At 72.1% G+C, this 12,846-nt stretch carries 11 protein-coding genes; 5 read left to right on the forward strand and 6 right to left on the reverse strand.

The window, feature by feature from the left end:
- The first annotated feature begins 18 nt into the window (after window positions 1–18).
- Window positions 19–3,003, forward strand: a complete 2,985-nt coding sequence (locus IPV10_RS02380) for a glycosyltransferase (protein ID WP_207479987.1) — start codon at window positions 19–21, stop codon at window positions 3,001–3,003.
- The gene (locus IPV10_RS02385; protein ID WP_207479990.1) at window positions 3,000–4,379 is read left to right on the forward strand and encodes a DUF5719 family protein; all 1,380 of its coding nucleotides are present in this window, start codon (window positions 3,000–3,002) and stop codon (window positions 4,377–4,379) included. Before IPV10_RS02380 ends, IPV10_RS02385 begins: the two co-directional genes overlap by 4 nt.
- A gap of 18 nt (window positions 4,380–4,397) precedes the next feature.
- Here the strand turns inward: IPV10_RS02385 and IPV10_RS02390 are convergent, their stop codons facing one another.
- On the reverse strand, window positions 4,398–4,823 hold the full coding sequence (locus tag IPV10_RS02390; protein WP_242684530.1) for a hypothetical protein: 426 nt from the start codon (window positions 4,821–4,823) through the stop codon (window positions 4,398–4,400).
- A gap of 89 nt (window positions 4,824–4,912) precedes the next feature.
- Here IPV10_RS02390 and IPV10_RS02395 point away from each other — a divergent pair, with 89 nt between their 5' ends.
- Together IPV10_RS02395 and ahcY are read left to right on the forward strand one after the other, a co-directional pair.
- A complete protein-coding gene (locus tag IPV10_RS02395) occupies window positions 4,913–5,119 on the forward strand; it encodes a DUF3499 family protein (RefSeq protein WP_207479991.1) in 207 nt (68 codons plus the stop codon).
- A 51-nt stretch (window positions 5,120–5,170) separates the two neighbouring features.
- Window positions 5,171–6,616 carry an adenosylhomocysteinase gene (gene ahcY, locus IPV10_RS02400; RefSeq protein ID WP_207479993.1) on the forward strand — a complete coding sequence of 482 codons (1,446 nt, stop codon included), beginning with the start codon at window positions 5,171–5,173 and terminating at the stop codon, window positions 6,614–6,616.
- A 12-nt stretch (window positions 6,617–6,628) separates the two neighbouring features.
- On the opposite strand, the gene IPV10_RS02405 is transcribed toward ahcY, so the two are convergent.
- Window positions 6,629–7,438: an RDD family protein gene (locus IPV10_RS02405; RefSeq protein WP_207479995.1), complete on the reverse strand. Its 810-nt coding sequence runs from the start codon at window positions 7,436–7,438 to the stop codon at window positions 6,629–6,631.
- Between the two features lie 16 nt (window positions 7,439–7,454).
- Between IPV10_RS02405 and IPV10_RS02410 the strand changes: the two genes are divergently transcribed.
- On the forward strand, window positions 7,455–8,447 hold the full coding sequence (locus IPV10_RS02410) for a stage II sporulation protein M (protein WP_207480044.1): 993 nt from the start codon (window positions 7,455–7,457) through the stop codon (window positions 8,445–8,447).
- Window positions 8,448–8,595: 148 nt separating this feature from the next.
- On the opposite strand, the gene IPV10_RS02415 is transcribed toward IPV10_RS02410, so the two are convergent.
- From IPV10_RS02415 to IPV10_RS02430, 4 genes are all read right to left on the reverse strand, one after another.
- On the reverse strand, window positions 8,596–9,903 hold the full coding sequence (locus tag IPV10_RS02415) for a DUF58 domain-containing protein (RefSeq protein WP_207479997.1): 1,308 nt from the start codon (window positions 9,901–9,903) through the stop codon (window positions 8,596–8,598).
- Window positions 9,904–10,827: a MoxR family ATPase gene (locus IPV10_RS02420; RefSeq protein WP_242684577.1), complete on the reverse strand. Its 924-nt coding sequence runs from the start codon at window positions 10,825–10,827 to the stop codon at window positions 9,904–9,906.
- A 93-nt stretch (window positions 10,828–10,920) separates the two neighbouring features.
- Entirely contained in the window at window positions 10,921–12,135 is a 1,215-nt protein-coding gene (locus tag IPV10_RS02425) for a DUF4350 domain-containing protein (protein WP_207480001.1), read from the reverse strand.
- Window positions 12,132–12,846 (reverse strand): DUF4129 domain-containing protein (locus IPV10_RS02430; RefSeq protein WP_207480003.1); only part of this gene is annotated, 715 nt, incomplete at its 5' end. The genes IPV10_RS02430 and IPV10_RS02425, both read right to left, overlap by 4 nt.

A 12,846-nucleotide genomic window follows, 5' to 3' on the forward strand; every position in this document is an offset into this window, starting at 1 on the left:
GCTTAGGCTGACGACGTCATGCCAGCCCGAGTCCACGCAATCATCGTCGCGCGCCCCGGATCCTCCGCCCGTGCGCAGCTTCTCCGAACGCTGGACGCGCTGCGCTCCCAGACCACGCAGCCAGCGGCCGTCACCCTGGTGATGTGCGGCGACGCGGCCTCCGCTCGAGAGAGCGAGAGCGTCGCGAGCACCGTCGAGGGGATCATCGAGGCGCGCCACGGAACGTCATTCGCCGAGGCGGTCGAACTGGCGCGCCCTCGGGTCGCGCAGGGAAGCGCGGTGTGGCTGCTCGCACACGACACGGCGCCGCACGTGCGTGCTCTCGAGCGGCTGGTCGGCACGCTGGAACGCTCACCGTCGGCGGCGATCGCCGCGCCGAAGCTCGTGCAGACCGACAACGACCGTGAGATCGTCTCGCTCGGCGTCACGATGACGGCGCTGGGACGATCGGTCGAACTCGCCGCAGGAGAGCTCGACCAGGGCCAGCACGACGGCCGCGACGACGCCCTCGGCTCGGACATCCGCGGTGTCCTCATCCGCGGGGAGATCCGCGATTCGCTGCGACCAGACCCCGCTCTCGCCGGTGCCGACGAGGGACTCGACCTCGGCGTCAGGGCTCGGCTCGGCGGAGGCCGCGTGGTGCTGACTCCGGCCGCACGCATCTCCGTCACGCCGGACGGCCCTGCGGCGCTTCCGACCGGACGCACCAGACGTGCATACGCGACGCGCGTCGCGCAACTGCACCGCCGGCTGGTTTACGCGCCGGCGATCGCGGTGCCGCTGCACTGGCTCACGCTGCTCCCGCTGGCCCTCTGGCGCTCGATCACGCATCTCATCGGCAAGCGCCCCGAAGCCGTGGCTCCGGAGTGGGGAGCAGCCCTCACCGCCATGCTCCGGCTCGGAGCGATCGCGCGCTCCCGGCGCAGCATCCGCTCGTTCCGGACGACCGGCTGGGCGAGCGTCGCGCCCCTGCGCGTGACCGGTTCCCAGCTGCGGCGCCGCCTCGACGACGGACACGGCAGCGAGGGCGGCGCGGTCAGCGAACTGCGCTTCTTCTCGGGCGGCGGCGCGTGGGCCGTCCTCGCCGCGGCCGTCGTGAGCGTCGCCTCGTTCACGGCACTGCTCGCCTGGCCGGTGCTGGGCGGGGGAGCGCTGCTCCCGCTGCGCACCACCGTCGCCGCGCTGTGGCGCGACGCCGCCTGGGGACTGCGGGGGATCGGCGTCGACGTCATCGGCCCCGCCGACCCGTTCGCCGGAGCGCTCGCCGTCCTCGGCTCGCTCTGGCCGGGTGCTCCCTCGTTCTCGCTGGTGCTGCTCTGGATCCTCGCGCTGCCGCTCGCGGTGCTCGGCGGATGGTTCGCCGCCACGCGTGTCACCGACCGTTCAGGTCTGCGGATCTTCGCCGGCGTGATCTGGGCTCTCGCGCCGACGTTCCTCACCGCGCTGACGGAGGGCCGCCCGGCCGCGGTGCTCGTGCACCTCCTGCTGCCATGGCTGTTCCACGCCGCAGTGGTGGCGCATCGCTCCTGGGGTGCGTCCGGCGCGGCATCCGTTCTCTTCGCCGCCGTCGCGGCCTGCTCGCCCTCGCTGCTGCCTGCTCTCCTCGTGCTGTGGGTGATCGCCCTCGGGATCACCCTCGGTGGCTCCCGCATCCGCGGAGCAGTGCGACTGCTGTGGGTTCCCATTCCGGCACTCGCGCTGTTCGCACCGCTCATCGGGTGGCAGCTGCGTCACGGAAGCCTGATCGCCGTGCTCGCCGACCCCGGATTCATCCGTCCCGGGCTGCAGGCCACTGCCGACGCCACGGGCAGGCTCGCGCTCGCCACGGGGTTCCCCACCGGGGACCTCGCGGGCTGGATGCCGTTCGCCGGCGAGTCGATCGGAGCATGGGCGCCCGCACTGCTCGTGCCCCTGGCGCTGCTCGCGCTCGCCGCCGCCGTCGCGCCGCGCTGGCGGGCGGGCATCACCCTCCTGGTCGTCGCCATGAGCGGTCTCGCCACCGCCTTCCTCGCGGTGGGCGTCATGGTGTCGTTCTCCGAGGGGACGCCCGTCGCCATCTGGCCGGGGGCAGGGCTCAGCCTCGCCTGGATCGGCGTGACGGGCGCTGCGCTGGTGACGCTCGACACGGCGCTCACCCTGCCTCGGCTGCGCCTGCTGAGCGCCACGGTCGCCGCCGTCGCGGTGGCGGTCTGCGCCGTGCCAGCGCTGGCGGCCTTCCACACCGGGCGCACGGTCCTCACGGACGGACCGGTCTCCACCCTCCCGGCGTACGTCGCCGCGCAGGCCGGCGAGGATCGCCCCATCGGAACGCTGGTGCTGACTCCGCAGAACGACGGCGGCCTCGCGGCCGAGGTCGCCTGGGGGGCGAGCGAGACGCTCAGCGCACAGTCGACCATCCTCTCGACCGCCACCGAGGTGCGGGGCACCGACATCACCACCCTCTCCGTCGACCTGCTCTCGGCGAGAGACTTCGACGCAGCCTCGGCACTCGCCGAGAACGGCATCAGCTACGTCCTGCTGGCCCAGGTCGCGGGCGACGAGGCCGATCGCGCCAGGGCCCTGCGCACCTCCGCCGTCACGGCGCTCGATCAGCGTGCCGGATTCGTGCAGGCAGGTGCCACCGACCGCGGGGTGCTCTGGCGGCTGGAGGCGGATGCCGAGAACCGGGCGGCGCTCACAGCGGGGCAGCAGGCGACCGCACGTCTGACCATCACCCTGCAGCTCGTGCTCCTGGCCGCGGCGCTCCTGCTGTCGGTCCCCACGCGTGCATCGCGCCGCGCCGCGCGCGCGCGATCCCGGATCGTCGGGCGCGCCCCGGAGGAGCCCATCGTCCTCCCTCGGCACGCAGAGGATGTCGAGCACCCGGAGGACCTCCATCCTGCGGTAGACCCCGAACCTCTGGAGGACCCGCAGCCTGCGGAGGATCTGCACGGACCGGAGGATCTGCCGGAACCGGACCCCGATCAGAAGCCGGCACCGGCTCACGAGGAGGAGGCACGATGAGCGGGAACCGCGCTGTCCGCGTGGCGGCGACGAGTGCGCGCGTGCTCACCGGCGCGGTCGTGGCCGCCGCATGCGCTGTCGGAGTCGTCCTCGCGATCACGGCACCCTGGCCCACCGTCACGCACGACCCGGCCCAGGTCGAGGTGACCCCGCTGCCCGGCGACACCGTGCTCGTCTGCAACGGCGACTTCCGCGCGATCGGCCGCGACCCGTCGGAACCGCTGCAGATGGTCTCCGCGGCATCCCCTCGGTTCACCGTCGAGGGCTCGGCGGGGGAGCCGGAGATCGCCGCGCTGTCGACGGGTGACCTCGTCGATGCGGGCGAGGTCCGCAGGCTCACCGGGGTCGTCGACGGCCGCACCGCACCGCTCCTCGCGGCGACAGAGTCCGTCACGCTCTCGGAGGACGATCTGTCGGGCTTCGCCGCGGCGCCCTGCCGTGAGGCGCGCATCGAGTCCTGGCTGGTCGGCGGCAGCGTCGAGACCGGCTCTGAAGACCTCATCGTCCTCACGAATCCGGGTGCCGTCCCCTCCTCAGTGACGCTCACCGTGTACGGCTCGGTGCCGGGGTCGCGCACCGTCATCGTCCCGGCCGGCGCTCAGGTCGCGCTGCCGCTGACCTCGATCGCGACCGGCGCCGAGGTGCCGGTGGTGAACGTCACCGCCACCGGATCGCCGGTGCGCGCCGTGCTGCAGTCGTCGCTGACGCGAACCCTGGACCCGGTCGGGATCGACCTTCAGGATGCGGTCGCGGCTCCCCAGCGGCATCCGGTCATCCCCGGCGTGGAGATCTTCGAGAGCGATGCGGACGACTCGTCCGGCGCGGTGATCCGCCTGCTCTCCCCGCCGACGGACACCAAGGCGGTCGTCACCGTTCGGGCGCTCGGGGAGACCTCTATCGCCCGCGAGTTCACCGTCGATCTCACCGCGGGCACGCCGACCGAGATGTCGCTCGCAGAGATGCCTGCCGGCTCGTACAGCGTGCAGGTCGAGGCGGACGACCCCGTCCTGGCGGCCGTCCGGCAGCAGGACGGCGGAGGCCCCGAGTCGGACTTCGCCTGGGCGATGCCGGCACCGGAGTTCCGCGGCGCCGCGCTCGTCGCCGTGCCGGCAGGGCCCGCTTCCCGGCTGCTCCTCGTGAACGACGAGGAGACGGACTCCGTCGTCTCGGTGGCGGCCGTCGACGGCGAAGCCGAGGAGATCACGGTACCTGCCGGGTCATCGATCGCGGTCGACGTCGAGGCGCGGACCACCTACTCGATCGAGACCTCGGATCCGATTCGCGCGGCGGTCTCCCAGTACGCCCCAGGGGCGATGGCGGTGTGGCCCGTATGGCCCGCAGCCGGACCCGAGAAGAGCATCACGGTCTATCCGTAGGCAGCCCCGGCGTCGCGCTCAGTGATCGTGGCCGAGATCCCACGGCTCGCGGCCGACGTACTCCGCGGCGGCGCGGAACACCGCGCTCTCGATCGCCATCCGCCGGTGAGTGCCGTCGTCGTGCCCTGGCGGCAGCATCCGCTCGATCGGCAGGCGGAACAGCACGATCCGCCGGTTCTGACGATCCAGATACCAGCGCGGCACCTCTTCGGTGGCTTCGGATGCCGGCATCGCGCCGATCTCGAACCGTACCTCCTGCAACTCGGGCCAGGTGCCGCGGAGGAACTCCACGGCCGTGCCGACGGTCAGGTCGAACCGGTCGATGCGGCCCTCCAGCGGCGCGAGGGGCGGACGCACGACCTCGCTCCGGCCGAGGCGCCCGTGGCGTCCGTGACGCGCGCCGCGGCGCGGCTGGTCTGCGCTGGTGGCACGTCGACGAGGCATGTCGAAAGTCTAGGCGGTGCGGGTGCGGGTGCGGGCCTGCGCGGCGCGGCATCCGTCCTCGTCCGCCGCGCGGTCGTAGCCTGACGGAGATGGACGGAAGACTCTGCTCGAAGGTGGGCTGCGCGCGCGAAGCCGTGGCGACGCTCACCTACGACTACGGCGATCAGATGGCAGCGCTCGGCCCACTGGGGCTCGCGCATCACCCGCACGCGCACGACCTGTGCGCGCCGCACGCTGACCGGCTCTCGGTGCCGGCCGGGTGGCTCGTCGTGCGGCATGAGGCCCTTCGGGCCTGAGCATCCCGACATCTGCGCAGGCCGGCCCGGCGCAGATGGAAGAATGGGGGGATGCCTGAGCTCGAGTTCCGCGTCGCCGACCTGTCCCTCGCCGAATCCGGTCGTCACCAGCTGCGCCTCGCCGAGAACGAGATGCCGGGGCTCATGGCCCTTCGCGAGGAGTTCGGCGCCGCGCAGCCGCTGAAGGGCGCGCGGATCGCGGGCTCGCTGCACATGACCGTGCAGACGGCGGTTCTCATCGAGACGCTCACCGCCCTCGGCGCCGAGGTGCGCTGGGCCAGCTGCAACATCTTCTCCACGCAGGACGAGGCGGCCGCCGCGGTCGTGATCGGCCCGCACGGCACGGTGGATGCTCCGTCTGGAGTGCCGGTGTTCGCCTGGAAGGGCGAGTCGCTCGAGGAGTACTGGGACTGCACCGAGCGCATCTTCGACTGGTCGTCGGCCGGGGCGGACGGTCCGAACCTCATCCTCGACGACGGCGGAGACGCCACGCTCCTGGTGCACAAGGGCGTCGAGTTCGAGAAGGCGGGCGCGGTGCCGGATGCCGCGGCATCCGACGCGCACGAGTACACCGTCATCCTCGATGTGCTGCGCCGCTCGCTCGCTGCGTCCCCCGACCGGTGGACGAAGCTCGCGGCCGCTCTCATCGGCGTCACCGAGGAGACCACCACCGGCGTGCACCGGCTCTACGAGCTCGCGGCATCCGGCGACCTCCTTTTCCCCGCGATCAATGTCAACGACTCGGTCACCAAGAGCAAGTTCGACAACAAGTACGGCATCCGCCACTCGCTGCCGGACGGCCTGAACCGCGCGACCGACGTCCTCATGGGCGGCAAGGTCGCCTTCGTGTGCGGCTACGGCGACGTCGGCAAGGGCGCAGCCGAAGCCCTCAGGGGTCAGGGCGCGCGTGTCATCGTCAGCGAGGTCGACCCGATCTGCGCACTGCAGGCCGCGATGGACGGCTTCCAGGTCGCGCGGCTCGTCGATGTGGCGGGCGACGTCGACATCGTCGTCACCGGCACCGGGAACCGCGACGTGGTCACGACCGCGCATCTGCTCGCCCTCAAGCACCTCGCGATCGTCGCGAACGTGGGGCACTTCGACAACGAGATCGACATGGCGGGCCTGGAGTCGCTGGACGGCGCCGAGAAGGTGGAGATCAAGCCGCAGGTCCACGAGTGGCGCCTCCCGAACGGGCGCAGCGTCCTGGTGCTGAGCGAAGGCCGGCTGATGAATCTCGGCAACGCGACCGGCCACCCGTCGTTCGTGATGAGCGCGTCCTTCACGAACCAGGTGCTCGCGCAGCTCGAGCTCTTCACGAACATCGAGGCGTACCCGACCGGCGTCTACACGCTGCCGAAGGCGCTGGACGAGAAGGTCGCCCGCCTGCACCTGGACGCGCTCGGCGTGCGGCTCACCGAGCTCACGGACGATCAGGCGTCGTACATCGGCGTGCCGGTCGACGGCCCGTACAAGCTCGAGCACTACCGGTACTGACGCGGCGGCGGCTCAGACGCCGACCCGGCGTCCGGTGAGCCGCTCCGTCCTGGCATCGGCGTTCTGCAGCGCTCTGCGCTCGCGCTCCCGGCGCAGCACGGTCATGCCGACGAGCACCATCTCCGGCGGAGCCGGCGGGATCGGAGACACGAACGGCGAGGCGTCGGCGAGCAGCTCCTGCGCGACCCTGGCCCGCGCCGCCGGCACCATTCGCGGCGCGCTCTGCAGGAACTGGGAGATGCGCCGGGCGAGCCGGTCAGGCAGCCGTGCGACGTCGGCGATCTGCGCCCAGCCGGCGAGGGCGGGCGGCAGCACCGGCGCACTGGGGATGAGCTTCGGCGTGCGCACCCGCTGGCTGTAGGTGCCGGCGACCATGTCGCCCAGGCGCTGCGAGCGGGCGTTGAACGCGCCGGCGAGCACGGCGATCCCGCCGAACGTCATGTAGATCTCGAGGACGCCGATGAGCCCGCGGATGAATGCGTGCCGGAACCCGGCGGCCCCGCCGTCGACGCGGACGATGCGTCCGCCGATCGCGAGCTTGCCGAGGCTGCGCCCCTTGAGGACGACCTCCATCGTGATCGGCAGCACCACGAAGCTCACCACGATCGAGGTCACGATCGCGATGCGGTCGGTGGCCTCATCGAGGATGCCGGCATCGCCGAGCCAGATCCGCACGAAGATCCAGAGGATGAAGACCGCATAGCCCAGCAGCATGTCGATGATCGCCCCGACGGCGCGGAGCAGGAAGCCGACCGGCTGCACGTCGATCGCGACGGCTTCGCCGGAGAGGACCTCGTCGGACATATCGAGCGGGGCGGACATGAGTACAGTAAATCAGGTGGATGCCGATGCGCTGACTGATGCACGCCGGGCCGAGTGGGAGCGGCTCGAGGAACTCAGCCGCGCCCGCCTGGACGGCACCGGCGTCGATGAGCTCATCGTGCGGTACCGTGCGGCCTCCGCGGATCTCGCCGACCTGAAGACGTCGGTGGGGGAGTCGCCCCAGGGGGCGTATCTGTCCACCATCCTGGTCAGGGCGCGCCTGCGCCTGACCGGAGCATCCGACAACATCCTCACCCAGACGGCGCGCTTCTTCTCCCGGCAGCTGCCGGCGGCGCTCTACCGGCTGCGCTGGACCACGCTGATCATCGCGATCGCGTTCATCGCGATCGCCGTCGGGACCGCCGCCTGGATCTCGTCCGACCCCGCGCTGATCGCGACGCTCGGCCCGCCCGATCTGCTCGAGCAGTACGCCGACGAGAGCTTCACGGGGTACTACACGGAGAACCCTGCGGCCGTGTTCATGGGCATGGTGTGGACGAACAACGCGTGGATCGCGCTGCAGTGCGTCCTGTTCGGGATCACCGGGCTGTGGCCGGTCAACGTGCTGGTGCAGAACGCGATGGGCCTCGGCGTCGCAGGGGCTGTGATGGCCGCGCACGGACGCGCCGACGTCATGATCCTCTACATCCTTCCGCACGGCATGCTCGAGATGACGAGCATCTTCGTCGCGGGTGCCGGCGGGCTGCACCTGTTCTGGTCGTGGGTGTCGCCGGGGCACCGCTCCCGTGCCGAATCGCTCGCGATCGAGGGCAGGGCGCTCGCGACGGTGGCGATCGGACTCGTGTTCGCGCTGTTCCTCGCGGGTCTCGTCGAGGGCTTCGTCACGGGCTGGGCTCTGCCGTGGCCGGTCAAGATCGGCATCGGAGGAGCGGCGCTGGCCGTCTTCCTGATCTACATGCTCGTTGTGGGCGGCCGTGCCCACCGGCGGGGAGAGACCGGTGATCTCGTGGAGTACGAGGCCGGCACTCCGAGGCTCGTCGCCGGCTGACCCGCCCTCCTGCCCTCCCTCAACTCACCCGCCGAGACCCCACCCTGCCGTCGTCACGCCACCCTGCCGTCGTCACCAGCGGGGGGTCTCGGCGAGAGCAGGGGGTCTCGGCGAGAGCAGGGGGTCTCGGGGAAAGGAATGTGAGGGCTCAGAGGCGGCCGGCGGCCTTGAGCTCGAGGTAGCGGTCGGCGATCCGAGGCGGGAGGGACTCCGGGTCGGCTGCGATCGCCTCGCCGCCCGCGCGCCGGATCGCGTCCGCCACGCTCTCGGCGTCGCGCATGGTGCGCTCGGCGGCGGCGGCGAGATAGACATCCTCGCGAGAGCCGCGCTGCCGAGCCAGCGCCGCGATGCCGTCGTCCGTCACCGATCCGACGAGGATCGACGTGGCCCTCGACGCGTCGGGGAAGGCGCCGAGGAAGCCGCGTGCGGACTCCGCCGCGTCCTGCGCCGTGAGCACGACGATCAGCGAAGGGCGTGTGGTGAGCGTGCGCACGGCCGCGAACGCGCCGTGCCAGTCGGTGTCGACGAGGCGCGCGTGCACCGGCGCCATCGCGTCGGTCAGCGCCGACAGCAGCGCCGCGCCCTCGACCCCGGTCACCCTCGCCCGCACCACGCGGTCGTACATCAGCAGGTGCACGTGGTCGCCCGCCCTGGCGGCCAGGGCGGCCAGCAGCAGTGACGCCTCGAGCGCGGCGTCGACCCTGGTTCCGTCGCCGACGCGCGCGGCGGCCGTGCGCCCCGTGTCGATGATGATCACGACGTGCCGGTCGCGCTCGGGTCGCCAGGTGCGCAGCATCGTGGTCCCGGCACGGGCGGTGGCCCGCCAGTCGATCGAGCGGACGTCGTCGCCGCGGACGTACTCCCGGAGCGAGTCGAACTCGGTGCCCTGCCCGCGCACCTGGATGCTGGTGTTCCCGTCGAGCTCCCGCAGTCGCGCCAGGCGCGAGGGGAGGTGCTTGCGGGAGGAGAACGCGGGGAGGACCCTGATCGCCCCGCGGACGGTGTGCCGGGCCTGACGGCCGGCGAGACCGAGCGGGCCGCGAGAGCGGATCATCACGAACTCGCTGACGAGCTCCCCTCGTCGCCGGGGGAGCAGCGGGATCGCGACCCGGCGCCGCTCACCGGGCGGCACGCTCAGCCGCTGCCGTTCCTCGCCGGCTCCCGCCGTCGGCTGCCAGGCGTCGCGGATCAGGGCGTGCAGCGTGCGCGGGCCCTGGTTGTGCAGCGCCACGCTCACCGGCACCGGCTCGCCCAGCCGCGCCCGCGCCGGCACCTTCCTGGTGACGCCCACAGCCCGCGGGCTCGGCGCCAGCAGGACGTCGACCGCTGCCAGCAGGATGCAGAGTCCCATCCACATGCCGAGTGCGGCATACGGCGGAAAGCCCGCGAGCCCTGTGAGGACGAGCGGGACGACGCCGAGCGCGACGACGAGCGGGAGACGGCCGGTGACGAACACCTAGATCGGCACCCTGGTCTGCTGGACGACCGAGGTCAGCACCGCATCCGCGGACACGCCTTCCATCTGGGCGTCGGGGCGCAGCTGCAGCCGGTGCCGCCACACGGGCACGAGCATGGTCTGCACGTGGTCAGGTGTCACGGCGGACGAGGCGTTCAGCCAGGCCCACGCCTTGGCGGCGGCGAGCAGCCCGGTGGAGGCGCGGGGGCTCGCGCCGAGCTCGACCGAGGGGGACTGGCGCGTCGCGCGCGCGAGGTCCACGACGTATCCGAGCACGTCGTCGGTGACCTCGACACGTCCGGCCGCCTCCTGCGCCGCGCGGATCTCGTCCGCGCTGACGGCCGCCTCCACGCCGGTCAGCTCACGCGGCGAGAACCCGGCGGCGTGCCTGCGGAGCACCGAGACCTCGGCGTCGCGTTCCGGCATCCCGACCACGAGTTTCATCAGGAACCGGTCGAGCTGCGCCTCGGGCAGCGAGTAAGTGCCCTCGTGCTCGATCGGGTTCTGGGTCGCTGCCACCAGGAACGGATCGGGCAGCGGGCGGCTGACGCCGTCGGCCGAGACCTGACGCTCCTCCATCGCCTCGAGGAGAGCGGCCTGGGTCTTCGGCGGCGTGCGGTTGATCTCGTCCGCGAGCAGGATGTTCGTGAACACGGGGCCCGCGCGGAAGTCGAACTCGCCGGAGCGGGCGTCGTACACCAGTGACCCGGTGACATCGCCTGGCATCAGATCCGGCGTGAACTGCACGCGCTTCGTGTCGAGGCCCAGCGCCCGCGCGAAGGAGCGCACGACGAGGGTCTTCGCGACGCCGGGGACGCCCTCGAGCAGCACGTGGCCGCGAGCGAGCAGGCTCACGAGCAGGCCGGTGACGGTCCCCGCCTGTCCGACCACGGCCTTGTCGACCTCCGTACGCACTCGGTGCATGGCCTGACGCAGGTCGGCGTCGTTGAAGTTCTCAGCGGTCACGAGTGGTCCTCGGCTTCCGTTCGGATGGGATGGACGGGGGAGCGGATGGCGTCATTCGGGTCTCCCCATGTCGCGGGTCGATTCGTCGATGGCGGACTCGAGCTCGCTCAGCCGGCGGGCGAGGGTGATCAGACCCTGGTCGTCGCCGGGGAGGGGGCCGCCCAGCAGCGACTGGAGGGAACCTCGGGGGATGCGAAGCCGATCGGCCGCGGCATCCGCGATCTCCTCCGGGCCCGCGTGCACGGCAAGGCCGAGTCGCCGGGCGAGCCTGCGCCTGCTCCCGTCGCGCAGGGCATCGGCGGCGTGCGCGGCATCCGCGGCCTTCGCGGTCAGCCGGGCGCGCCCGTGCATGGTCTCGGACGCGCGCACGGTGACCGGCAGCGTCTCGGCCACCAGCGGCCCGAAGCGGCGCCCGCGCCACAGCGCCGCGGCGGCACCGGCGAGCATCAGGAGCAGGATGGCCGGCGTCACCCAGCCGGGCGTCAGCGAGCCGAGAGTATCCGGCATCTCGCCCTCGATGTCCGAGTCGCCGTAGGTCGGCACGTACCAGACCACCTCGTCGGTCTGGCCGAGCAGGGCGAGTCCGAGCGCCGCGTTGCCGTTCTCCGTGAGGTAGGCGTTGCTGAAGAGCCGGTCGCCCTCGACCACGGAGCGGCGGATGCCGTCACCCTCGTCGACGAGCACGGCCGCAGTGCCGTCGCCGCCGAAGCACCCTTCGACGCCGTCGCCCGGTGTGAAGAGCCGGTCAGGGCGAATCGTGCCGACATCGGCGAACTCGGGGATCTCGCACCCCGCGTCCACGGCCGCCGAGCTGCCCGCTGCGGAGTCGCCGATCTCCAGGAGGTTCAGCAGATGCGTGCTCGAGGAGAGGAACACGACGCGCTGCGCCGGCTCGATCAGCTCCGTGAGCCCTTCGTCGGTGAGCGTGTACGGGTTGGCCATCACGAGCGTCGTGTCGTCGCCGATCGCCGCGCGGGCCTCGGCGCGCGAGCGGAACACGGAGACCTCGACGCCACGATCGCGGAGGATCTCGGCCATCGCCATCGCACCGGAATCGCCTGTCCCCTCCGGGTCCAGCGCGCCGTGCGCACCCGGCGCCCGGGCGGTCACCTGGATGACGACGAACACTCCCGCCAGCACGAGGGCCACAAGGAAGCCCCAGCCGGCGAGGGACCGCAGGAGCGGTCCGCGCGGGGTGCGCACTGCGGTGGATGCTGCGGCGGATGCCGGGGGCGTCTCCGCTGTCGCGTCGTCGATCACGGTCATCCGGTCACCGCCTCGGGGTGCGGTGCGGCGATCTCGGGGCGCAGCGCGGCGAGACGATCATCGGTCGCCGCGAGCTCCGCATAGCGCTCTGAGGTCGACGGGTGACGGAGGTACCTGACGTCATCGAACGACACCGCGGCGGAGCGGACGTGTGCGCTCTCCGCGGGGAAGACGGCGGCGACCTCCCGCGCGATCGACTGCGCGGTCGCGCCTGGCGCCGGATCGATGAGATCCCGCTCCAGCAGGCCGCGTGCCAGGGCGCGGAAGCGCTGGATCGTCGCGGCATCCCAGTCGCCGGCGCGTGCGCTGCGCTCGGCATCGGCCCTCAGCTGCGCGGCGGTGCGATCGTCCTCGGCGCCGAGGAGCCCGCCCTGCGGACGGCGGACGACCTTCGCCCCCCGCGGACGACCCCAGATGATGAGAGCCGCGATGAGCGCGGCGACGATCACGATGCTCACGACGATGAGCGCGCTCGGGCCGATGTTCCCGCCGTTCTCGGGACTGAACAGGTCTGCGATGAAGCGGCCGATCTCACGCGCGAGGAGGTCGAACCAGGTCGGCTTCGCCTCGGCGTAGCGCGGATTCGAGAGCTCCTCCTCCGCCCAGCGTCTGGCTTCGTCTCCGTCGGGGACGAAGACGTCGAGCGGCCGGATCATGCGGACCCTTGGCCGCCGGGTCCTGGCGCCGTCCAGGTCGTGTCCGCCGGTGGCA

Origin of the sequence: Microbacterium sp. SD291 (genome assembly GCF_017355365.1) — a bacterium.
Taxonomy (GTDB): domain Bacteria; phylum Actinomycetota; class Actinomycetes; order Actinomycetales; family Microbacteriaceae; genus Microbacterium.

Coding starts and splice junctions, on each gene's coding strand:
- IPV10_RS02385 (WP_207479990.1), top strand. CDS start 3,000: ATGAGCGGGAACCGCGCTGTCCGCGTGGCGGCGACGAGTGCGCGCGTG.
- IPV10_RS02395 (WP_207479991.1), top strand. CDS start 4,913: ATGGACGGAAGACTCTGCTCGAAGGTGGGCTGCGCGCGCGAAGCCGTG.
- IPV10_RS02405 (WP_207479995.1), bottom strand. CDS start 7,438: ATGTCCGCCCCGCTCGATATGTCCGACGAGGTCCTCTCCGGCGAAGCC.
- IPV10_RS02380 (WP_207479987.1), top strand. CDS start 19: ATGCCAGCCCGAGTCCACGCAATCATCGTCGCGCGCCCCGGATCCTCC.
- IPV10_RS02420 (WP_242684577.1), bottom strand. CDS start 10,827: ATGCACCGAGTGCGTACGGAGGTCGACAAGGCCGTGGTCGGACAGGCG.
- IPV10_RS02390 (WP_242684530.1), bottom strand. CDS start 4,823: ATGCCTCGTCGACGTGCCACCAGCGCAGACCAGCCGCGCCGCGGCGCG.
- IPV10_RS02425 (WP_207480001.1), bottom strand. CDS start 12,135: ATGACCGTGATCGACGACGCGACAGCGGAGACGCCCCCGGCATCCGCC.
- ahcY (WP_207479993.1), top strand. CDS start 5,171: ATGCCTGAGCTCGAGTTCCGCGTCGCCGACCTGTCCCTCGCCGAATCC.